Genomic DNA, 20282 nt, shown 5'->3' on the forward strand with positions numbered 1-20282 from the left:
GATGCGGTACGCGGTGCTGGGCACGGGGCAGGTCGGGCGCACGCTCGGCGGACGGCTGGTGGAGCTGGGCCACGAGGTGCGGCTCGGTTCGCGCACGCGGGACAACACGGCCGCCGTGCAGTGGGCCGCTTCGGCCGGCCCGGGGGCGGGCGCGGGGACGTTCGCGGAGGCGGCGGAGTTCGGTGAGGTCGTGGTGAACGCGGTCGGCGGGCGGGTGGCGCTCGCCGCGCTGGAGGCGGCCGGGGCGGACAACGTCGACGGGAAGCTCGTCGTGGACGTGTCCAACCCGCTGGCCTTCGAGGAGGGCGAGTTGCGGCTGTCCCCGGTCGAGTCGGACAGCGTGGGCGAGCAGATCCAGCGGGCGTTTCCGCACGCGCGCGTGGTGAAGTCGCTCAACACGGTCAACTGCCGGGTGATGGTGGATCCGGCCAGTGTGCCGGGCGAGCACAACGTCTTCGTCTGCGGGGACGACCCGGGCGCCAAGGAGCAGGTGACGGCGCTGCTCGGGGAGTTCGGCTGGCCCGCGGAGCGCGTCCTGGACCTGGGCGGCATCCGGGCGGCCCGAGCCGTGGAGATGTGGCTGCCGCTGTGGGTCGGCCTGTTCCAGAAGTTCGGGCACGGTGAGTTCAACCTGGAGGTGCGGCGGGCCCGTTGAGCGGCCCGGCGCCGTGAAGCCGGCGCCCCCAGGGGGCTACCCGCGAGTAGCAATCGCTGACAAGCTGTCTACGGCGTCCGTCAGCGAGTACAGCCGAGGAGCACCCCATGTCCGCCACCGTCTCCTTCGAAGTCGCCTCCGCGCGGGGCGAGCAGAGCGTGACCCTGTCCTACACACGCCGGGGCAGCGGCGAACCGCTGGTCCTGCTGCACGGCATCGGCCACCACCGGCAGGCGTGGGAACCGGTGATCCCCGCGCTCGCGGCCGAACGCGACGTGATCGCCGTGGACCTGCCCGGTTGCGGCGATTCACCGGCGCTCCCGGACGGCATGGCGCACGACCTGCCCACGATGAGCGCGGTCCTGAAGGCACTCTTCGGGGCGCTGGAGATCGACCGGCCGCACGTGGCGGGCAACTCGCTGGGCGGCCTGCTGGCGCTGGACCTGGCCCGGGCCCGGCTCGTCCGCTCGGTCACCGCCCTGTCCCCCGCGGGGTTCTGGAACGAGGCCGAGCGCCGCTACGCCTTCACCGTGCTGTCGACGATGCGGCAGATCGCCCGCCGCATGCCGCAGCCGGTGGTCGAGCGACTGGCCCGCCCGGCCCTCGGCCGCACCCTGCTGACCAGCACCATCTACGCCCGCCCGGGCCGCCGCTCCCCCGAGGCCGTGGTCGCCGAGACGCTCGCGCTGGCCCGGGCCCAGGGCTTCTCCGAGACGCTGCACTCCGGCCGGACCGTGCAGTTCACCGACGACATCGTGGGCACGCCGGTCACCGTGGCGTGGGGCAGCCGGGACCGGCTGCTCATCCCCCGCCAGGGCGTGCGCGCCAAGGGCGTGATCCCGCGGGCCAGGCTGGTACGGCTGCCCGGCTGCGGCCACGTCCCGATGAACGACGACCCGGCGCTGGTGGCCCGGGTGGTCCTCGACGGCAGCCGCTGACCCGCACCGGGGGCGGCAAACCCTCCCAGGTCTCCCCTCTCATGGGCACCCTCTAAGGTCTCCCCTCATGAGACCAGTGCAGCGGGACCCGGGCGACGGTTCGGCGTCCGCCGCCTGGGAGCTGCTGCTCCCCGCCGCCTCGGCCCCGGCACGCACGCGTGGCCGTTCCCTTCAGGCGGCACTGCGCGAGGCGGTCCGCTCCGGCCGGCTCGCGCCGGGCACCCGGCTGCCGTCGAGCCGGGACCTCGCGGCGGACCTGGGAGTCTCGCGGGGGCTGGTCACGGAGGCGTACGAGCAGCTGACGGCCGAGGGGTATCTGCGCAGCGGCCGGGGAGCCGGGACCTGGGTGGGCGCGGCGGTCCGGGCCGCCCGGCCTCGGGCGCACGACCTGGCTCCGCGCATCCCCGGCGCCCGGGCGGACTTCGTGCCCGGGACGCCGGACCTGGCTCTGTTCCCGCGCGCGGCGTGGGCCGCCGCGCAGCGCGGTGTGCTGGCGGAACTGCCGCACCAGGAGCTGGGCTACCCCGATCCGCGCGGGCTGCCGAGACTGCGGACCGCGCTGGCCGAACTGCTCGCCCGGCGGCGGGGCGTGGTGGCCGACCCAGAGCGGATCGTGGTCGTCTCCGGGGTGGCCCAGGCGACGGCGCTGCTCGGTTTGGCGCTGCACGCGCGCGGGGTACGCGCCGTCGGCGTGGAGGACCCGGGCAGTCCCCAGCACGACGCCCTGTACGCCTCGGCCGGCGTCACCGCCGTACCGCTGCCGCTGGACGACGAGGGGGTCGCCCTGGAGCCGCTGCGGTCCTCGGGTGTACGGGCCGTCGTGACGACTCCGGCCCACCAGTTCCCCACCGGCCTCGCCTACTCGGCCCGGCGGCGCGCGGAACTGCTCGACTGGGCACGGTCGGTGGACGGCATCGTCCTGGAGGACGACTACGACGGCGACTTCCGTTACGACCGTGCTCCCGTCGGCGCGCTCCAGGGCCTCGACCCGGACCACGTCGCCTACACGGGTTCGGTCAGCAAGTCCCTCGCGCCGGGCCTGCGGCTGGGCTGGCTGCTGGTGCCGGAGTCCTGGACGGAGGAGGTCGTCGAACGCAAGCGCACGATGGATCTCGGCCATCCGGCGCTCGACCAGGCCCTGTTCGCCCGGTTCCTGGAGCGCGGCGACTACGACCGCCAGTTGCGCCGCTGCCAGCGCGCCTACCGCGACCGGCGTGACGCGCTGGTCGCCGCCCTGGACGCGCACTTCCCCGGCTCGGAGGTGTCCGGGATCGCCGCGGGCCTGCACGTGATCGTGACGCTGCCGCGGCGGTACGGGCCCGAGGAGCGGTTCCTCGCGCGGGCGGCGCAGGCGGGGGTGGCGGTGCGCCCGCTCTCGGCCTACGCCCACGCGCCGGCCGGGACCGAGGGGGACAAGGAGATCCGGCTGGTCCTCGGCTACGCCCATGTGCCGCCCGCCCGGATCGCCGAGGGCGTGCGCCTGATGGCCGAGGCGGCGACCGCGTGAGCCGACCGGTTCGCGCGTTCCCTCACCCCGCGGTCAGTTGTTCACTTGGGGTTCGTGTGCGCGCCGCGGCGTGCCAGTAGGTGTGGCTCCGCACACTTGGCCGGATCCCGTCCCTGGAGGCGCATCCATGTCACACCGTCCGTTGCCCGGGCGCCGTAGCGTCCTGCGGGGCTCCCTCGCCGCGTCGGCGGCCCTGTCCCTGCCCACCGCTCTCGGCGCGGCGCCCGCCTTCGCCCGCTCCGGGCGCCCGACGGCGGGGTGGGGTGTGCAGGCGGGAGACGTGACCTGCGACTCCGGTCTGCTGTGGGTGCGTTCCGACCGGCCGGCCCGCATGATCGTCGAGACGTCGGCGACCGAGTCGTTCCGCAACACCCGCAGCTGGCACGGCCCGCTGCTGGGCCCCGGCACCGACTTCACCGGCACGACACGGCTGCGCGGACTGCCGTCCGGTGAGCAGATCCACTACCGCGTGCTGCTCGCCGACCCCGACGACCCGCGCCGCACCGGCGAGCCGGTCACGGGCACGTTCCGCACGGCGTCCGCCAAGCGCCGTGACGGCGTGCGGTTCGTCTGGTCCGGCGACCTGGCGGGGCAGGGCTGGGGCATCAATCCGGAATTCGGCGGCTACCGCATCTACGACGCCATGGGCGCCCTCGACCCGGACTTCTTCCTCTGCAGCGGCGACAACATCTACGCCGACGGCCCGATCACCGGCACCGTCACCCTGCCCGACGGCCGGACCTGGCGGAACGTCACGACCGAGGAGAAGGCCAAGGTCGCCGAGACCCTCGCGGAGTTCCGCGGCAACTTCCGCTACAACCTGCTGGACGAGAACCTGCGGGCCTTCAACGCCCGGGTCCCGTCCATCGTCCAGTGGGACGACCACGAGGTCGTCAACAACTGGTACCCGGGCGAGATCCTCACCGACGCCCGCTACACCGAGAAGCGCGTCGACGTGCTCGCCGCCCGCGCCCGCCAGGCCTTCTCCGAGTACTTCCCGATCTCCACGCTGCGCCGCCCCGACGGCCGCGTCTACCGGGTGCAGCACCACGGACCGCTGCTGGACGTCTTCGTCCTGGACATGCGCACCTACCGCAACGCCAACTCCCCGGGCGACCAGCCGGCCGACCCGCAGGGCATCCTCGGCCGCGAGCAGCTGGAGTGGCTCAAGCGCGAGCTGTCCCGCTCCCGGGCGGTGTGGAAGGTGATCGCCTCCGACATGCCGATCGGCCTCGTCGTCCCGGACGCGCCGAACATCGAGGCCGTCGCCCAGGGCGACCCGGGCAAGCCGCTGGGCCGCGAGCTGCAGATCGCCGAACTGCTGCGGTTCGTCAAGCACCGCCGGATCACGGGCACGGTGTGGCTGACCGCCGATGTGCACCACACGTCGGCGCAGCACTACCAGCCGTCCAGGGCGGCCTTCACCGACTTCGAGCCGTTCTGGGAGTTCGTCTCGGGCCCCCTCAACGCCGGTGCCTTCCCCGCGAGCGCGCTCGACGGCACCTTCGGCCCGGACCGCGTGTTCGTGAAGGCGCCGACGACCGCCAACGTCTCCCCCGCCGGCGGCTACCAGTTCTTCGGCGAGGTCGACATCGACGGCCACACCGGGGAGCTGACGGTGCGTCTGCGGGAGCAGGACGGCGCCGTGCTGTTCACAGAGACGCTCCAGCCGGGCCTGGTCGGCCAGTAGGTACGGAGCGCGACGTTTGAAGCGTTGACAAAGGGGGCAGACTGCCTCCTTTACCCACCGGTCACAATGCGTTCGCGATCACGCAACACCGTTCCGTCACAGTGGGTGCATGACGCGAGAAGTGACTCAAGTGACGCGCCCCGACGACAACTGCCGCCCCGCCACCTCGTGGCGGCGGGCCGCATCCGCGTTCCACGCCTGGCGGACACGACGCCAGGAACACGCACCGCCGACGAGTGATACCGGGTCCCCGGCACCGGAGCCGGTGCCGGGGGCGAACACGCTGTGGCGGATGCGGACCACGGTTCAGGACGAACCGGGGTCCCTGGCCGCGCTGTGCGCTGCCCTGGCCGGGCAGCGCGTCGACATCCTGAGCCTGCAGACGCACCCGCTGGCCACGGGCACGGTCGACGAGTTCCTGCTGCGGGGTCCGGCCGGTCTGCCGGCGTCCGAGGTCACCGCGGCCGTCGAGTCGGCCGGCGGCACCGACACCTGGATCGAGCGGGCCGACGCCCACGACCTGGTGGACGCCCCGACCCGGGTCCTCGGACTCGCCGCCCGCACCGCCCTGGACGCGGCGGAACTTCCGCTGGCCCTGCGGCAGTTGCTCGGCCGGTGCACGATCCGGTCCCGGCCCGCTCCGGCCGGCGGCGGCCGGGCCACGGGCGGCGGCCTCGTGGAGGGCGCCCTCGACGACACCGTGATGCGGCTGCGCGGCCCGGAAGGCGGCGTGATCACCGTCGAGCGGCCGTATCTGCCCTTCACCCCCACCGAGTTCGCCCGGGCCAGGGCCCTGGTGGAACTCGACGCCCGGCTCGGGCCGCGCCTGCCGCACGGCCGCGACGTGCTCACGCTCGCCGAGGGCAGCGACATCACCGTGCGGCGGGCCGACACCCGTGACCTCGAAGCGGCCAGGGCGATGCACGAGCGCTGCTCGGCGGGCACGCTGAGGCTGCGCTATCACGGGCCCGTCGGTGACGCCGACCGGTACCTCAACCACCTGCTCAGTCCGCGGTACGGCCGCACCCTCGCCGTGCAGACGGCCTCCGGGCGGGTCGTGGGCCTCGGTCACCTCCTGTGGGACGGTGACGAGACGGAGGTCGCGCTGCTCGTCGAGGACACCTGGCAGCGGCGGGGCGTCGGGGCGGAGTTGCTGCGCAGGCTGGTGGGGATGGCAGTCGATGCCGGGTGCTCGAGTGTGTATGCCGTGACGCAGGCGTCCAACACGGGGATGGTCGCGGCCATGCGCGGGCTGGGGCTGCCGCTCGACTACCAGGTCGAGGAGGGGACGCTGGTGATCACGGCGCGGCTGGGTGAGGCGGTCGTGACGGCGGCGGCGGAGGAGCTGGGGAGCACCTCCGCGCCGTGAGACGTCCGTCAGTGGGCGGGTGCGGGTTCGTTGTGGCTTGTCGCGCAGTTCCCCGCGCCCCTATGGGGGCGTTGTCCCAAGGCTGCGTCGAGATCCGACCAGAGGTCCTCCACGTCCTCCAGGCCCACCGACATGCGCAGGAGCCGGTCGCTCACGCCGGCTTCCCTGCGGTCGTCCGGGTCGACGATCCGGTGGCTGATGGAAGCCGGGTGCTGGATGAGGGTGTCCACGCTGCCGAGGCTGACCGCCGGGGTGATCAGGCGCACCGCGCCGATCACCTCGTGCGGGTCGCCGTACACCTCGAAGGCGACCATCGCGCCGCCGATGCGCGGGTAGTGGACTCGGGCGACCCGCGGGTCGGCGGCGAGGCGGCGGACGATTTCGGCCGCCGTGGCGGAGGCCGCCCGGACCCGGACGGGAAGGGTGGACAGGCCGCGCAGCAGCAGGTAGCCGGCCAGCGGGTGCAGGACACCGCCCGTGGCGAAGCGCACCTGCCGCAGCCGGCCCGCGAACTCCTCGTCGCAGGCCACCACGCCCGCGAGGACGTCGCCGTGCCCGCCGAGGTACTTGGTGGCGCTGTGCAGGATCAGCCGGGCCCCTTGCTCGGCGGGGCGCTGGAGGACCGGGGTGGCGAAGGTGTTGTCGACGAGCAGCGGCACCGAGCCGCAGGCGTGCGCGACGGCCCGCAGGTCGACCTCGGCGAGCGTGGGGTTGGCCGGGGACTCGACCAGGACCAGTCCGGTGTCCGGGCGCAGGGCGTCGGCGACGCCGGCCGGGTCGGTCCAGGTCACCTCGGAGCCCAGCAGCCCGGCGGTGAGCAGGTGGTCGCTGCAGCCGTAGAGGGGGCGGACGGCGACGACGTGCCGCAGTCCCATGGAGCCGCGGACGAGCAGGACGGCGCTGAGTGCGGCCATGCCGCTGGCGAAGGCCACCGCCGCCTCGGTGCCCTCCAGCCGGGCCAGGGCGGTCTCGAAGCGGGCGACGGTCGGGTTGCCCAGCCGTCCGTAGACGGGCGGGCCGTCCGGCTCCGCGCCGGTGGCGGCGAACGCGTCGATCCGGGCCGCCTCACCGCGGCTGTCGTACGACGGGTAGGTGGTGGACAGGTCGATCGGCGGGGCGTGCAGCCCCTGCCGGGCGAGGTCGTCCCGCCCGGCGTGCACGGCCTCGGTGGCGAGGGCTCGCGGTGCGGTGCGTACGGCGTCGTGGGCGCGCGTGCTCGTTGTGTCCATGTCCATGGTGGGCAAGGGTGAACATCGGCCGGGCCGCCGGGTGCGGATCCCGTGCTACGTTCGGCCGATGGCTGAATCTGTCGTACTCGATCCGGTGGATCTCCATCTGTTGCGGCTGTTGCAGAACGACGCCCGGGCGACCTACCGGGATCTCGCCGCACAGGTCGGGGTGGCTCCCTCGACGTGTCTGGACCGGGTGACGCGGCTGCGCCGGTCGGGCGTGATCCTCGGGCACCGGCTGGAACTGGATCCGGCCAAGCTCGGGCGGGGACTGGAAGCCCTGCTGTCGGTGCAGGTCAGACCGCACCGCCGGGAGCTGGTGGGACCGTTCGTGGAGCGGATCCGGGTGCTGCCGGAGTCGCGGACGGTGTTCCATCTGACCGGTCCCGACGACTATCTGGTCCATGTCGCGGTCGCCGACATGGCCGATCTTCAGCGGCTGGTGCTGGACGAGTTCACCTCGCAGCGGGAGGTGGCGCGGGTGGAGACCCGGCTGATCTTCCAGCAGTGGGAGTGCGGGCCGCTGCTGCCGCCTTCGCCCTCGGCTCAATCCGCGTGACGTGTGCGGTCCGCCGTACGAGGATGGCCGCATGTCTGAGATCAAGAGCCCGCTGCCCCGAGAGGTCGCCGACGCGTACGTCGACGAGCTCGTCGCCCTCGACCCGATCACCGGCACGTTCCTCGGCGACAAGGAGAGTTCGAGCAGGCTGCCCGACACCTCGCCCGCGGGGCAGGAGGCGCTCGCGGAGCTGGCGCGGCGGACGCTGGCCCGGCTGGACGAGGCCGAGCGGCTGCCCGGCGCGGACAGTGACATCGAGCGCCGGTGCGCGCGGCTGCTGCGCGAGCGGCTGGGCGCCGAACTCGCGGTGCACGAGGCCGACGAGAGCCTGCGTTCGGTCAGCAATCTGAGCTCGATCGCGCACGCGGTGCGGCAGGTCTTCACCGTGACGCCCGCGCAGACGGAGGAGGACTGGGCGGCGATCGCCGAGCGGCTGCGCGGCGTCCCGGCCGCGCTGGAGGGCTACCGGGAGTCCCTGGCGCTCGGCCTGGAGCGGAAGCTGTACGCCGGGCCCCGCGCCACGGCCACCTTCGTGACGCAGCTCGGTGAGTGGGCCGACGCGGACGGCGAGGGGCACGGCTGGTTCGAGCAGTACGCGGCGGCCGGCCCCGAGTCCCTGCGCTCCGAGCTGGACGCGGCCGCCCGCTCGGCCACCGAGGCGGTGGCACGGCTGCGCGACTGGATGCGGGACGTGTACGCGCCGACGATCGAGGGCGCGCCGGACGTGGTGGGCCGGGAGCGCTACGCGCGCTGGGTGCGCTACTTCAACGGCACGGACCTCGACCTGGACGAGGCGTACGCCTACGGCTGGTCCGAGTACCACCGGCTGCTCGGCGAGATGAAGAGCGAGGCCGAGAAGATCCTGCCGGGCGCCGGCACGCCGTGGGAGGCGCTGGCCCACCTCGACGCGCAGGGCACGCACATCGAGGGTGTCGACGAGGTCCGCGACTGGCTGCAGAGCCTGATGGACGAGGCGATGGACGCGCTCGACGGCACCCACTTCGACCTGGCCGAGCGGGTGCGCCGGGTGGAGTCGCGCATCGCCCCTCCGGGCAGCGCCGCGGCCCCCTACTACACGCCGCCGTCGGACGACTTCTCCCGCCCGGGCTGCACCTGGCTGCCCACCATGGGCGAGACGCGTTTCCCGGTGTACGACCTGGTGTCGACCTGGTACCACGAGGGCGTGCCCGGCCACCACCTCCAGCTGGCCCAGTGGAAGCACGTGGCGCAGAACCTCTCCCGCTACCAGGCGAGCGTCGGCATGGTCAGTGCCAACGCGGAGGGCTGGGCGCTGTACGCGGAACGGCTGATGGACGAACTGGGCTTCCTGACCGACCCGGAGCGCCGGCTCGGCTACCTGGACGCCCAGATGATGCGGGCGGTGCGCGTCATCATCGACATCGGCATGCACCTGGAGCTGACGATCCCGGACGACTCGCCCTTCCACCCGGGTGAGCGCTGGACGCCCGAGCTGGCGCAGGAGTTCTTCGGCTCGCACAGCAGCCGCCCGGCCGACTTCGTGGAGAGCGAGCTGACCCGCTACCTGTCCATGCCGGGCCAGGCCATCGGCTACAAGCTCGGCGAGCGCGCCTGGCTGCTGGGCCGCGAGAACGCCCGCGCCCGCCACGGCGATGCCTTCGACCTCAAGGCCTGGCACATGGCGGCGCTGTCCCAGGGGTCGCTCGGTCTGGACGACCTGGTGGACGAACTGTCGCAGCTGTAGGCGCGTCGGCGGGGCGCCACCGTCGCGGAGGCAGGATGGCGGCGCCTCCGCGGGGGCGCCGCCGGCGCGGAGCCTGGATGGCGGCGCCTGCCCGGGGGTGTCGCTAGCGCGGCGCCAGGAAGCGCAGCTCGATCAGGTCCAGCCAGGTCTCCGGGCCCGGCTGGACTCTCGCCGCGCGGACCGCGTATCTGCCGGGTTCCAGGGCCACCCGGACCTGGTCGGTGTCCGCGAGGCCCCTGCCGGGCCAGGCCGCGTCGAAGAGGCGGACGGGCCCGGGCACCTTCCAGGTGGTCTCCGGTCCCCACTCCGCCGTGGCGGTCGCCGGCGGGACGCTCGCCAGGAGTTCGTGCTCGGAGCCGGCGGCGCACCACCGGACGAGCATGCCCCGGTCGGGCAGGTAGGCGGTCGAGGCGGGCTCGTCGCCCAGGACCAGGGCGGTGCAGTCGCCGACCGGGAGGAGCCCGACCTGGCCGTCCACCTCGCAGGCCCGGTCGTAGTCCGAGGCCGTCTCCTCGCCGTCGGCACCCGCCCAGAACGGCAGGACCGTCTCCGGCACCGCTATCAGCGGTCCGCCGCCCGACTCCACCCATTCCACTGCGCCCGGCTCCGCGTATCGCACCATGATGCAAGAACCTACAGGGTCAACTCGCGTCCCAGGAGCGGGGGTTCAGCAGCCGCAGGCGCCGGCGTCCACGGGCGCCGTCAGGGGGTCAGGGGCCCGGCGCCCGCGCCCCTGCCAGGTCTCGAACTCCAGGCCCTCGCGCACCCAGTACTCGAAGCCTCCGAGCATCTCCTTGACCCGGTAGCCGAGTTCGGCGAGGGCCAGGGCCGCGCGGGCCGCGCCGTTGCAGCCGGGGCCCCAGCAGTACGTGACGACCGGCACCGACCGGTCGAGGAGCTGCCCGGCCTGCTCGGGGACGAGCGCGGTCGGCAGGTGGAGCGCGCCGGGGATGTGGCCCTGGTCCCACGCCTCGGTGGAGCGGGAGTCGACGAGGACGAAGCCGGGGTCGCCGCCGGCGTCGAGTGCGGCGGCGACGTCGGACACGTCGGTGTGGAAGGCGAGCCCGCCGCGGAAGTGGACGGCGGCCTCGGCCGGAGCGGCGGGGGCGACGCGCAGGACGGGGTTCACGGTGGTGGTCATGCGGCAAAACTACGGCCGCCGGTGCCGGCCCTGAAGTGACGATCCCCGGTACCCGGCTTGATCCGCCGGGGATTCCCCTGCTATCCCTCGGGCATGACCGAGTATTCCCCGGACGCCACCGACTGGCGCATTCTGGACGTCCTCCAGCGGGAGGGCCGGGCCAGTTTCGCCGAGCTGGCCCGGGCCGTCTCCATGTCCGCGAGCGCGGTCACCGACCGGGTGCGCCGCATGGAGGAGGCCGGGGTCATCCGGGGCTACGCGGCGGTGGTGGACCCGGAGCGGCTGGGCCTGCCGATCCTGGCGTTCGTGCGCCTGAGGTATCCGAACGGCAACTACAAGCCGTTCCACGACCTGGTCGCCGTCACGCCCGAGATCCTGGAGGCGCACCACGTCACGGGCGACGACTGTTTCGTCATCAAGGTCACGGCCCGCTCGATGCGCCACCTGGAGGAGGTGTCGGGGAAGATCGGGGCGCTGGGCTCGGTGACCACGAGCGTGGTGTACTCCTCGCCCCTCTCCCGGCGTCCCCTGGGGCGCTGACGTCAGCCGCTGCCGCGCTGGCGCAGCGTCGAGCCGGACCGGCCCTTGACGACCTCGAGCTGGGCGTGGATCCGCCGCCGCAGGTCGGCGACGTGGCTGACGATGCCGACGCTCCGGTCGCGTTCGCGCAGGGAGTCGAGGACATCCAGGACCTCGTCGAGGGTCTGGTCGTCGAGGCTGCCGAAGCCCTCGTCGATGAAGAGGGTGTCCAGCCGCACCCCGCCCGCCTCGTCCGTGACGACGTCCGCGAGGCCGAGGGCGAGGGCGAGCGAGGCGAAGAACGTCTCGCCGCCGGACAGGGTCGCGGTGTCGCGTTCGCGGCCGGTCCAGGCGTCGACGACGTGCAGTCCGAGCCCGCTGCGGCCGCGTCCGGTGCGGTCGTCGGAGTGGACGAGGGTGTAGCGGCCGGAGGACATGCGGCGCAGCCGGACGGTCGCGGCGGCGGCGACCTGCTCCAGCCGGGCCGCCAGGACGTACGACTCCAGGCGCATCCGGCGTTCGTTGTCCGCCGAGGTGCCCGCGGCGAGGCCGGCCATGCGCGCGACGCGGTCGTACTCCTCGCGCAGCGGCGCCAGCCGGCGCACGGAGGCGGTCGCCCGGGCGGAGAGCCGGTCGAGTTCGGCGCAGCGCCGGCCGGCGGCGTCGTGGGCGGAGGCGGCCTCCCGCAGCCGCCGGTCCGCCTCGTCGGCGGCCTGCTGGGCCGTTTCCGGGTCGGCCTGCGGCTCGCGGGCCGCCGCGGCCGTGTCGGCCTCGGCGAGGACGGCCCGTACGGCGGCGTCCTCGTGCTGCCAGGCGTCGAGACGGCGTTGCAGTTCGCGGTGGGCGGCGCTGTCCAGGAGGGCGTCGGCCGCGGCCTGCGGGGTCTCGAAACCGGCGCGGAAGGCGGCGTCGGCGAGCCGGGCGTCGGCGTCCTTGAGCCGCTGCGCGGTGTCCCCGGCCACCCTGGCGGTGTCGGCGGCGTCCGTGAGCAGCGCGGTGCGCCGCTCGAGCTGCGCGGCCCGCGCGGCGACGCTGTCCAGGGAGCCGCGCGCCCGGTCCAGCTCCTCCTCCAGCAAGGCCCGCTCGCGGTCCAGCCGCTCCCGGTGACCGACCCGGGAGGCGGTCCGGACGGCGGCCTCCTGCCGGGCGGCGAGGCGCCGTTCATGCTCCTGTCCGGCCTGCCGCAGCCGTTCCCGCGCGGTGTGCAGTTCGGCCGCGGCGCTCCGGGCCTGCGCATACTGCTCGTCCAACTCCGCCAATTCCTGCGCGAGTTGTTCGGTGGGGCTGTCACCGGCCTCCGCCGTCGCCGCGGCGAGGGCCTCCCTTACGACGGCGAGACGCCGTTCGTCCTCGGCGCGCTGCTCGTCGGCGCGCTGGTAGGCGGTGAGGGCGTGCTCCTCCGCCTCGCGGTCGACGTGCCCGGCCACCTTGCGGGCGGGGTCGGGATGTTCGGTGGCGCCGCAGACTGCGCAGGGTGCGCCGTCGGTGAGGTGTGCGGCCAGTTCGGCGGCGATGCCGTTCAGGCGCTGCTCCTTGAGCTCGAGCCAGTGCTGCTGGGCCCGGAGCGTGTCGTCCTGCGCGGTGCGGACCCGGTCGACCGCCCGGTCCGTGTCCTGGGCGAGCTGGTCGCGCACGCGGGCCGCCCTCAGCCGCTGCTGTGCGGGCTCGCGCCGTTCGGCGAGCTGCTCGGCGAGAGCGGCGGCCCGCTGCGCGGTCTCGACCCCGGTCTGGAGGGTGGTGCGCGTCTCCTCCCAGCCGTCGAGCCAGGCCTCCGCCTCGTGCAGGAGATCGGCGTCGGCGCGCTCCTGGCGGTCCAGGCCGGCGCGCTCGTCGAGGAGTTCGGCCAGGCGCAGCTCGGCCCGGCGGGCCGCGTCGAGCCCGCCCAGTTCCTCGGCGGCGCGGCGGGCGGCGGCTGCCAGCCCGGCCGCGCCCGCGTCGGCGAAGGTGTCCGGGAGCAGGGCACGCGCGCGTGCCTCGGCGGCGGCCGCACGGCGGTGTTCGGCTTCGGCGGAGTCCCGCAGGTCCAGGGCGGGCGCGACCGCTTCGGCCTTGCGGGCGCGCTCCATGAGCGCCTGGGCCTCCCGGTAGGCCTCGGCTCCCTGCTCCAGGCGCGCCGCCCGTTCCCGCGCCTGCGCGAACCGCTTCTGGAGCCGGGCGAGTTCGCGTACGGCGTCCAGGGCGCGGCCGGCGGCGGCCTGTGCGGACTCGGCGGCGGTGAGCGTGCAGGCGGCGACGGTGAGCTGCTCGCGGGCGGTGCTGCGGGCGAGGGCGGCGGCGTTCAGTACGGCCTCGGCGAGCCCCGGTTCGCCCGGGGCCAGGTCCGGCAGGTCCATGGCGTCGCCTGCGGCCTGCTGCATGCGGTGGGCGTCGGCCAGCAGTTCCGCGTCCCCGTCCCGCACCTGGGTCTCGGTGGTGCGGCGCCGCTCGGCGAGGCGCTTCTCGACGTCGGCGAAGCGGCGGGTGTCGAACAGGCGGCCCAGCAGTTTGCCGCGGGCCTCGGCGTCGGCGCGCAGGAACCGGGCGAAGTCGCCCTGCGGCAGCAGCACGACCTGGCAGAACTGCTCCCGGCTCATGCCGAGCAGCTGGGTGATCTCCTCACCGATCTCCTGGTGGGAGCGGCTGAGGTCCTTCCAGGCCCCGGCGGGCGCGTCGTACTCGCGCAGCCAGGTCTGGGCCTTGTCCAGCGTGGTGCCGGTGCCGCGTTTCTTGGGGCGTTCCCAGGGCGGCTGGCGGGTGACCTCGAGGCGGCGTCCGGCGACGGTGAGGTCGAGGGTGACCTCGGTGCGGGTGGTGGGTGCGGCGTGGTCGCTGCGCAGGGCCGTGCCCTGACCGCCGCCCTGCCGGGCGCCCGGCACCGAGCCGTAGAGCGCGTAGCAGACGGCGTCGAGGACGGAGGTCTTGCCCGCGCCGGTGGGGCCGTGCAGCAGGAACAGCCCGGCCGCCGACAGGTCGTCGAAGTCGACGGTCTGGGTGCCGCCGAAGGGTCCGAAGGCGGTGAGGGTGAGCCGGTGGAGCCTCACCGGGCCACCTCCCGTACGGTCTCGTCGGCGCGCACCGCGTCGAACGCGTCTCGCAGCACACACTGTTCGTGCGGGTCGGGCCCGGTGCCGCGCACATGGGCGACGAAGTCCTCGGCGATCTGCTGGTCGCTGCGGCCGGCGAGGCGCCGGGCGTACGACACCTCGGACTCGGCGTCGTCGCGGTCGGGGTCGAAGACGAGGCTGAGGGTGTGCGGGAAGCGCTCGGTGAGCCGGGCCATCGGGTCGGCCGGGCGGACGGGGTCGGTCAGGGTCGCCTCGACCCACGCCTCCTCCTGCCGTGCCAGGTCCGGGTCGGCGAGCAGGTCCTCCAGGGTGCCCCGGATCCGGGCCAGGGCGCGGGGCACCGGGCAGTCGACGCGCTCGGCGTCGAGGGAGCCGTCCGCGGCCAGGTCGACCAGCCACATGCTCTTGCGGTGGGCGGCCTCGGAGAAGGAGTAGGGCAGCGGGGAGCCGGAGTAGCGGACGCGGTCGGTGAGGGTCTGGCAGCCGTGCAGGTGCCCGAGCGCCACGTAGTCGACGCCGTCGAACACCCCGGCCGGCACCGCGGCGACGCCGCCGACGGTGATGTCCCGCTCGCTGTCGCTGGGTTCGCCGCCGGTGACGAAGGCGTGCGCGAGGACGACGGAGCGGGTGCCGGGCGCGCGGGCGGCGAGGTCGGCGCGGACCCGGTCCATGGCGGCGCTGAGCACGGCCTCGTGCCCGGCCTTCTCCACGCCGAACTCGTCCTTCACCAGGGCCGGTTCGAGATAGGGCAGCCCGTAGAAGGCGACGTCGCCGTCGCCGTCGGCGAGCACGACCGGGGTGCCCGCCGCCGACGGCTCGGTCCGCAGGTGGATGCCGGCCCGCCCGATCAGCCCGGCTCCGACGCCGAGCCGGCGGGCCGAGTCGTGGTTCCCGGAGATCATCACCGTGGGCACGCCGAGCGCGGCGAGGCGGTGCAGGGCGTCGTCGAACAGCTCGACCGCGGCCAGCGGCGGCACGGCCCGGTCGTAGACGTCTCCCGACACGACCACCGCGTCCACGGCGCGCTCCCGCACGGTGGTGACGAGGTGGCCGATGAACTCGGCCTGGGCGCCGAGCATGTTCACCCGGTGGAAGGCCCGGCCGAGATGCCAGTCGGAGGTGTGCAGCAGCCTCAAGACGCCGCTCCGGCCTGCATGTCTCCCCCTGCTTTCCGCACAACCCGCCCGAGCCGGTACGGCTCGCTGTCAGCACCCACCACGCTAACGCGTGCGGGCACCCGCTCCCCCACGAACCCCGGCATTTCACGCCCGCTCGGGGCCAATTCGACGGACATGTCCGTATGTGTACCGCGCCAAGGCGCGAGGCGGAGCCGCCGTCACGCGTCCCCGTACGCCTCCCCGCCCGCCTCGAAGGCGGCCGTGCCGGCGGTGGCGTCGGCGAGCCAGGACCGGAAGGCGGGCACGTCGGCGTCCGGGAGGGCGATCTCGAGGGTGACGGCCTCTCCGTAGCGCACATCCCGGACATCGCGCCCGCCGGTGCGCAGATCGTTCTCCAGCTTGCCGGCCCGCTGGTGGTCGACGGTGACCGTGGCCAGCCGGTACCTGCGGCGGGTGCGGGTGCCGAGGGTGTCCAGGGCCTCGCCGACCGCCCCGCCGTACGCCCGGATGAGCCCGCCCGCGCCGAGTTTGACCCCGCCGAAGTAGCGGGTGACGACGGCGACGACGTACCGCATGTCGCGGCGCAGCAGCATCTGGAGCATGGGGACGCCGGCGGTGCCGCCGGGTTCGCCGTCGTCGCTCGCCTTCTGGACGGAGGCGTCGGCGCCGATGACGTAGGCCCAGCAGTTGTGGTTGGCGTCGGCGTGCTCCTTGCGGACCGCGGCGATGAAGTCCTGAGCCTCCTGCTCGGTGGCCGCCGGGGCGAGGGCGCACAGGAAGCGTGAGCGGTTGACCTCGGTCTCGTGCACGCCGGCGCCGGCGACCGTGCGGTATTCGTCGGGCATACGGCCAGCCTATGCGCGGGTCCGGGGCTACTTCTTGGCGCCCCGGGGCACGGTCACGGACGTGAGCAGCGCGCTGCCGGGGGCGAGCTCCCGCCAGGCCGTGCCGCGCCAGGCCAGGACGGCGATCGCCGACGTGGGGAACTTCGTGCGGACCTGCTCCAGGGTGTCGTCGAGGCCGTCGCCGGCGAGGGCCAGGACCAGTTCCTCCAGGCCGGGGTTGTGCCCGAGCAACAGCAGCGTCTCCACCGCGGCGGGCACCTGGTGCACCACGGCCAGCAGGCCGGAGGGTCCGGCGGCGTACAGCCGCCGGTCGTGCCGGACCGGCGGGGGCGTGCCCCACTCGGCGGCGGCGAGGTCCCAGGTCCGCCGGGCGCGGACGGCGGTGGAGCACAGCGCCAGGTCGGGCAGGAGGTCGGCGTCGGCCAGGGCGCGCCCGGCCGCGGGGGCGTCCCGGCGGCCGCGCGGGGCGAGGGGGCGTTCGTGGTCGACGACGTCCAGGGGCCAGGTGGACTTGGCGTGCCGCAGCACGATCAGGCGGCGCAGCGGGCCCGCCTCGGAGCGTTCGATCATGACGTTGATCCCAGGTCGCGGGTGAGGTCGAGGCCGAGGAGCCGGTCGGCGTAGGCATAGGTCTCGAAGCGGGCGCCGTCCGGCAGTTCCGGCGCGGTCTCGACCTGACGCAGGACGTCCAGTACGCGCGGGACGTCCAGGTCGTCGTCCCAGGCGTCGCGCAGCCGTCCGCGCACGTCGTCGGGGACCGGCCGTGAGGGCTGCCGGGCCCAGCGGGCGACCGCGCCGCGCCAGCGGGCGAGGGTGGCGTGGGCGTCGTCGAGTGCGGCCGCCTCCAGCCGGAGGGGGGTGCCGTGGTGCCGGCTGAGCAGGGCGAGGCGCAGGACGGCGGGGTCACAGGGGTGGGGCGGGCCCGGCTCCGCGGGTGCGACGGCGATCCGCACCCCGTCGGGTGCCGCGCCGTCCTCGGCGGTGACGTGGACGACCTGGGACTCGCCGAGTCCGGCACCGAGGGCGGGGCCGTCCTCGAAGGGGCGGATGCCGAGCGTCGTGGCGTCCGCGCGCAGCTCTGCCTGCCGGTGGCCACCGGTCAGCAGCGCCCACACGGGTGTGCCGCCGAGCTCCAGGGTCCGCACCAGCAGGTCCCCGACGAGCAGCACGCGCAGGTTCGTCGTGTCGGAGCCGGGTGCGTGCACCTCGACACGCGTCAGGCCCCGGCGGGCCGGGGCGGCGTCGACCGGCTCGCGGGTTCGGGCGTCGATGATGCGCAGCACGAGGCGAGCGTAGGCGGGTGGGCGGGCATGCGCGGGCAGGTTCGGCGTTTCCGGCCGCCGTGGCGCGATCGGCCCCGCCCGCGGTGGGTCCGGCCGCTCCTGTCAGGGCAGCGTGCCCAGGAACCGCACATGAGGCCTGCCCTCGGGCCCGTCGGGGCCGACGGCGGCCCGCACCCCATAGACGTCGGCGACGAGCTCGGCCGTGAGGACGTCGCCGGGAGTGCCGGCGGCCACGACCCGCCCCGCGGACAGCACGACGACCCGGTCGCAGTACATCGCCGCGAGGTTGAGGTCGTGCAGGGCGACGACCGTGGTGACCGGCAGGCCCGTGACCAGGGTGAGGAGGTCCAGCTGGTGGTGGGATTTGCACCGGATTCCGTGACCCACGTCCATGGGTTCGAATGGCCTCGGCAAGCTGTCACGGAGGCCGGCCGGGGAATCACCGCGCGACCGCCGCCGTTGCACGAGGAGCAGTTCGTTCACGACTTCCGAGGAGGCCGCCGGTGTACGGCGACGAGGCAACGGTCCGCAGGATCCTCACCGAGCTCGGCGACACCTGGGCCGTGGTGGGCCTGTCGTCGAACCAGCGGCGCGCGGCGTACGGCGTCGCCGCGGTGCTCCAGCGCTTCGGCAAGCGCGTGGTGCCGGTGCATCCGAAGGCGGAGACGGTGCACGGGGAGAAGGGCTACGCGAGCCTGGCGGACATCCCCTTCGACGTGGATGTCGTCGACGTGTTCGTCAACAGCGACCTCGCCGGAGCCGTCGCGGACGAGGCGGTCGCCAAGGGCGCGAAGGGCGTCTGGTTCCAGCTCGACGTCATCGACGAGGCGGCGTACGACCGGGCCCGCGCGGCGGGCCTGGAGATGGTGATGGACCGCTGCCCGGCGATCGAGATCCCACGGCTGTCCCATCACGGCGTACGGAAACCCTGAAGGCCCGGGCCTCGGCCTCCCCGTCCGGGGAGGTCGGGCGGAGCATCGAGGAGGCGGCCGTCGCGGAGGTGCCCGTCCACCGACCGGCCTCCATACTGTGCGCATGACCCAGCCCCCGCCTCCCGTCAACTCCGGCGCCCCGCAACGCTTTGCGGTCGTCGTCGTGGGTGCCGGCCCCGCGGGTCTGACTGTCGGCAACATTCTGCGGGCCGCGTCCGTGGACTGCCTGGTGCTGGAGACCGAGAGCCGGGAGTTCGTCGAACAGCGGCCCCGGGCCGGGGTCATCGAGGAATGGGCCGTGCGGGGCCTGGAGAAGCGGCGGCCTGCGGTGGCCGATCCCTCGCCCGGAACCTGCTGGACCGCGCGGAGCTGCACACCGCGTGCGAGTTCCGCTTCGACGGGGAGCGGTACCGGTTCCCGTACGGCGAACTGACGGGCAGTCATCACTTCGTCTACCCGCAGCCGTTGCTGGTGACGGACCTGGTGCACGAGTACGCCGACGTCCGCCGCGGCGCGATCCGCTTCGGCGTCCGGGACGTACGGGTCCACGACGTCGACGGCGACCGGCCGTCGGTGTCGTACACCTGCCCCGAGACGGGTCAACTCCAGTTCGTGCACTGCGACTTCGTCGCGGGCTGCGACGGGGCGCGCGGGGTGAGCCGGGCCTCGCTCCCGGCCGAGCGGGTCAGGATCGCGCGGCACGACTACGGCATCGGCTGGCTGGCCCTGCTCGCCGAGGCACCTCCGTCCACCGACTGCGTGCTGTTCGGCTGCCACGAGCGCGGCTTCGCAGGCCAGATGCCCCGCAGCCCGGAGGTGACCCGCTATTACCTCCAGTGCCCGCCGGGCGACGACGTGGAGAACTGGCCGCACGAGCGCGTCTGGCCTGAGCTGCGCGCACGGCTCGGGGCGGCAGGTGCGCCGCCGCCGGCCGAGGGCCGGCTGATCGAGAGGCGCGTGCTGGACATGCACGACTACGTGGTCGAGCCGATGGTGCACGGCCGGCTCTTCCTCGCCGGCGACGCGGCCCATCTGGTCGCCCCGATCGCCGCCAAGGGCATGAACCTCGCCCTGCACGACGCCTTCCTGCTCGGCGACGCCCTGGTCGCGCGGCTCACCACCGGTGACGGCGGCGGCCTCGACGGCTACGCGCAGGCGTGTCTGCGGCGCGTGTGGGACTACCAGGAGTTCTCGCAGTGGCTGTCCGAGGTCTACCACGGCGCCGCGGCCGGCGATCCGTTCCGGGCGGGCACCGCGCTCGCCCGGCTGCGCCGTCTGTTCACCTCGCCCACGGCGGCCGCCGCCTTCGCCGAGCAGTACCTCGGGACGGCGGCGCGCTACTGAGCGAGCGAGCCGTGCTCAGTCGTGCGGGGGCCGGTCGCTGAGCCGGTGGTCGGCCACGTTCAGCGCCTCGTCGACGAGCCGGCGCAGATGGCCGTCGCGCAGTGAGTAGACCACCCGGCGGCCCTCCTTGCGCGTGTCCACCAGGCCCGCGAGGCGCAGTCGCGCCAAGTGCTGACTGACGGCCGGCCGGGCCGCCCCGCACGCCTCGGTGAGCGTCGTGACGTCGGCCTCTCCCCCGGTCAGCGCGTGCAGCAGGGCGAGCCGGGTCCGGTCCCCGAGCAGGGCCAGCAGTTCGGCGGCGAGCGCGAACTGCTCCTCGCCGGGACTGCGCGGATGCGCCTCATGCGCATCATCCGCAGATGACAGGTGCATGCGTGCGCTCATAC

General features: G+C 74.3%; 18 protein-coding genes and 2 pseudogenes. 10 read left to right on the plus strand and 10 right to left on the minus strand.

What is annotated here, in order from left to right:
* The first annotated feature begins 1 nt into the window (after window position 1).
* From IGS69_RS04175 to IGS69_RS04195, 5 genes are all read left to right on the plus strand, one after another.
* Window positions 2-655 (plus strand): NADPH-dependent F420 reductase, encoded by a 654-nt coding sequence (locus tag IGS69_RS04175; RefSeq protein WP_190904370.1) that lies wholly within the window; start codon window positions 2-4, stop codon window positions 653-655.
* Between the two features lie 107 nt (window positions 656-762).
* Entirely contained in the window at window positions 763-1593 is an 831-nt protein-coding gene (locus IGS69_RS04180; RefSeq protein ID WP_190897099.1) for an alpha/beta fold hydrolase, read from the plus strand.
* Between the two features lie 67 nt (window positions 1594-1660).
* The gene (pdxR, locus tag IGS69_RS04185) at window positions 1661-3100 is read left to right on the plus strand and encodes a MocR-like pyridoxine biosynthesis transcription factor PdxR (protein WP_190897101.1); all 1440 of its coding nucleotides are present in this window, start codon (window positions 1661-1663) and stop codon (window positions 3098-3100) included.
* Window positions 3101-3227: 127 nt separating this feature from the next.
* The gene (locus IGS69_RS04190; protein ID WP_190897103.1) at window positions 3228-4790 is read left to right on the plus strand and encodes an alkaline phosphatase D family protein; all 1563 of its coding nucleotides are present in this window, start codon (window positions 3228-3230) and stop codon (window positions 4788-4790) included.
* A 109-nt stretch (window positions 4791-4899) separates the two neighbouring features.
* Window positions 4900-6159, plus strand: coding sequence for a GNAT family N-acetyltransferase (locus tag IGS69_RS04195; protein WP_190897105.1), 1260 nt, complete (start codon window positions 4900-4902; stop codon window positions 6157-6159).
* 8 nt (window positions 6160-6167) lie between these two features.
* On the opposite strand, the gene IGS69_RS04200 is transcribed toward IGS69_RS04195, so the two are convergent.
* On the minus strand, window positions 6168-7388 hold the full coding sequence (locus IGS69_RS04200; RefSeq protein WP_190904371.1) for a trans-sulfuration enzyme family protein: 1221 nt from the start codon (window positions 7386-7388) through the stop codon (window positions 6168-6170).
* Window positions 7389-7455: 67 nt separating this feature from the next.
* Here IGS69_RS04200 and IGS69_RS04205 point away from each other — a divergent pair, with 67 nt between their 5' ends.
* Together IGS69_RS04205 and IGS69_RS04210 are read left to right on the plus strand one after the other, a co-directional pair.
* Window positions 7456-7947, plus strand: a complete 492-nt coding sequence (locus tag IGS69_RS04205; RefSeq protein WP_030835643.1) for an Lrp/AsnC family transcriptional regulator — start codon at window positions 7456-7458, stop codon at window positions 7945-7947.
* 31 nt (window positions 7948-7978) lie between these two features.
* Window positions 7979-9670 (plus strand): DUF885 domain-containing protein, encoded by a 1692-nt coding sequence (locus tag IGS69_RS04210; protein WP_190897107.1) that lies wholly within the window; start codon window positions 7979-7981, stop codon window positions 9668-9670.
* Window positions 9671-9773: 103 nt separating this feature from the next.
* Here the strand turns inward: IGS69_RS04210 and IGS69_RS04215 are convergent, their stop codons facing one another.
* Together IGS69_RS04215 and IGS69_RS04220 are read right to left on the minus strand one after the other, a co-directional pair.
* Window positions 9774-10292: an immunity 21 family protein gene (locus IGS69_RS04215; RefSeq protein WP_190897109.1), complete on the minus strand. Its 519-nt coding sequence runs from the start codon at window positions 10290-10292 to the stop codon at window positions 9774-9776.
* A gap of 45 nt (window positions 10293-10337) precedes the next feature.
* Complete coding sequence (locus IGS69_RS04220) at window positions 10338-10811, minus strand: rhodanese-like domain-containing protein (RefSeq protein WP_190897111.1); 474 nt, start codon at window positions 10809-10811, stop codon at window positions 10338-10340.
* 93 nt (window positions 10812-10904) lie between these two features.
* Here IGS69_RS04220 and IGS69_RS04225 point away from each other — a divergent pair, with 93 nt between their 5' ends.
* Entirely contained in the window at window positions 10905-11351 is a 447-nt protein-coding gene (locus tag IGS69_RS04225; protein ID WP_190897113.1) for an Lrp/AsnC family transcriptional regulator, read from the plus strand.
* Window positions 11352-11353: 2 nt separating this feature from the next.
* Here the strand turns inward: IGS69_RS04225 and IGS69_RS04230 are convergent, their stop codons facing one another.
* The 6 genes and pseudogenes from IGS69_RS04230 to IGS69_RS04255 form a co-directional block, all read right to left on the minus strand.
* Complete coding sequence (locus IGS69_RS04230) at window positions 11354-14350, minus strand: AAA family ATPase (protein WP_190897115.1); 2997 nt, start codon at window positions 14348-14350, stop codon at window positions 11354-11356.
* The gene (locus IGS69_RS04235) at window positions 14347-15510 is read right to left on the minus strand and encodes an exonuclease SbcCD subunit D (protein WP_190897117.1); all 1164 of its coding nucleotides are present in this window, start codon (window positions 15508-15510) and stop codon (window positions 14347-14349) included. Before IGS69_RS04235 ends, IGS69_RS04230 begins: the two co-directional genes overlap by 4 nt.
* A 200-nt stretch (window positions 15511-15710) precedes the next feature.
* On the minus strand, window positions 15711-16337 hold the full coding sequence (locus IGS69_RS04240) for a YigZ family protein (protein WP_190897119.1): 627 nt from the start codon (window positions 16335-16337) through the stop codon (window positions 15711-15713).
* Between the two features lie 27 nt (window positions 16338-16364).
* Window positions 16365-16907 carry a SixA phosphatase family protein gene (locus tag IGS69_RS04245; protein WP_190897121.1) on the minus strand — a complete coding sequence of 181 codons (543 nt, stop codon included), beginning with the start codon at window positions 16905-16907 and terminating at the stop codon, window positions 16365-16367.
* Window positions 16904-17620 carry a hypothetical protein gene (locus IGS69_RS04250; protein WP_232543430.1) on the minus strand — a complete coding sequence of 239 codons (717 nt, stop codon included), beginning with the start codon at window positions 17618-17620 and terminating at the stop codon, window positions 16904-16906. Before IGS69_RS04250 ends, IGS69_RS04245 begins: the two co-directional genes overlap by 4 nt.
* Window positions 17621-17722: 102 nt before the next feature.
* Window positions 17723-17977 (minus strand): annotated as a pseudogene (locus IGS69_RS04255) (ABC transporter ATP-binding protein); the annotation flags it as partial.
* Between the two features lie 146 nt (window positions 17978-18123).
* Between IGS69_RS04255 and IGS69_RS04260 the strand changes: the two are divergent.
* Both IGS69_RS04260 and IGS69_RS04265 read left to right on the plus strand, forming a co-directional pair.
* Complete coding sequence (locus IGS69_RS04260; protein WP_190897123.1) at window positions 18124-18552, plus strand: CoA-binding protein; 429 nt, start codon at window positions 18124-18126, stop codon at window positions 18550-18552.
* Between the two features lie 103 nt (window positions 18553-18655).
* Window positions 18656-19896 (plus strand): annotated as a pseudogene (locus IGS69_RS04265) (4-hydroxybenzoate 3-monooxygenase).
* 15 nt (window positions 19897-19911) lie between these two features.
* On the opposite strand, the gene IGS69_RS04270 reads toward IGS69_RS04265, so the two are convergent.
* A complete protein-coding gene (locus tag IGS69_RS04270; RefSeq protein WP_190897125.1) occupies window positions 19912-20280 on the minus strand; it encodes an ArsR/SmtB family transcription factor in 369 nt (122 codons plus the stop codon).
* Window positions 20281-20282 lie beyond the last annotated feature (2 nt).

The sequence above is a fragment of the Streptomyces tuirus genome (assembly GCF_014701095.1).
Taxonomy (GTDB): Bacteria; Actinomycetota; Actinomycetes; order Streptomycetales; family Streptomycetaceae; genus Streptomyces; species Streptomyces tuirus.

What these genes read in the sequence shown, in the direction of transcription:
- IGS69_RS04270 (WP_190897125.1), bottom strand. Translation starts at nt 20,280, where the DNA reads ATGAGCGCACGCATGCACCTGTCATCTGCGGATGATGCGCATGAGGCG.
- pdxR (WP_190897101.1), top strand. Translation starts at nt 1,661, where the DNA reads ATGAGACCAGTGCAGCGGGACCCGGGCGACGGTTCGGCGTCCGCCGCC.
- IGS69_RS04215 (WP_190897109.1), bottom strand. Translation starts at nt 10,292, where the DNA reads ATGGTGCGATACGCGGAGCCGGGCGCAGTGGAATGGGTGGAGTCGGGC.
- IGS69_RS04240 (WP_190897119.1), bottom strand. Translation starts at nt 16,337, where the DNA reads ATGCCCGACGAATACCGCACGGTCGCCGGCGCCGGCGTGCACGAGACC.
- IGS69_RS04175 (WP_190904370.1), top strand. Translation starts at nt 2, where the DNA reads ATGCGGTACGCGGTGCTGGGCACGGGGCAGGTCGGGCGCACGCTCGGC.
- IGS69_RS04195 (WP_190897105.1), top strand. Translation starts at nt 4,900, where the DNA reads ATGACGCGAGAAGTGACTCAAGTGACGCGCCCCGACGACAACTGCCGC.
- IGS69_RS04225 (WP_190897113.1), top strand. Translation starts at nt 10,905, where the DNA reads ATGACCGAGTATTCCCCGGACGCCACCGACTGGCGCATTCTGGACGTC.
- IGS69_RS04180 (WP_190897099.1), top strand. Translation starts at nt 763, where the DNA reads ATGTCCGCCACCGTCTCCTTCGAAGTCGCCTCCGCGCGGGGCGAGCAG.
- IGS69_RS04245 (WP_190897121.1), bottom strand. Translation starts at nt 16,907, where the DNA reads ATGATCGAACGCTCCGAGGCGGGCCCGCTGCGCCGCCTGATCGTGCTG.
- IGS69_RS04200 (WP_190904371.1), bottom strand. Translation starts at nt 7,388, where the DNA reads ATGGACACAACGAGCACGCGCGCCCACGACGCCGTACGCACCGCACCG.
- IGS69_RS04190 (WP_190897103.1), top strand. Translation starts at nt 3,228, where the DNA reads ATGTCACACCGTCCGTTGCCCGGGCGCCGTAGCGTCCTGCGGGGCTCC.
- IGS69_RS04205 (WP_030835643.1), top strand. Translation starts at nt 7,456, where the DNA reads ATGGCTGAATCTGTCGTACTCGATCCGGTGGATCTCCATCTGTTGCGG.
- IGS69_RS04210 (WP_190897107.1), top strand. Translation starts at nt 7,979, where the DNA reads ATGTCTGAGATCAAGAGCCCGCTGCCCCGAGAGGTCGCCGACGCGTAC.
- IGS69_RS04220 (WP_190897111.1), bottom strand. Translation starts at nt 10,811, where the DNA reads ATGACCACCACCGTGAACCCCGTCCTGCGCGTCGCCCCCGCCGCTCCG.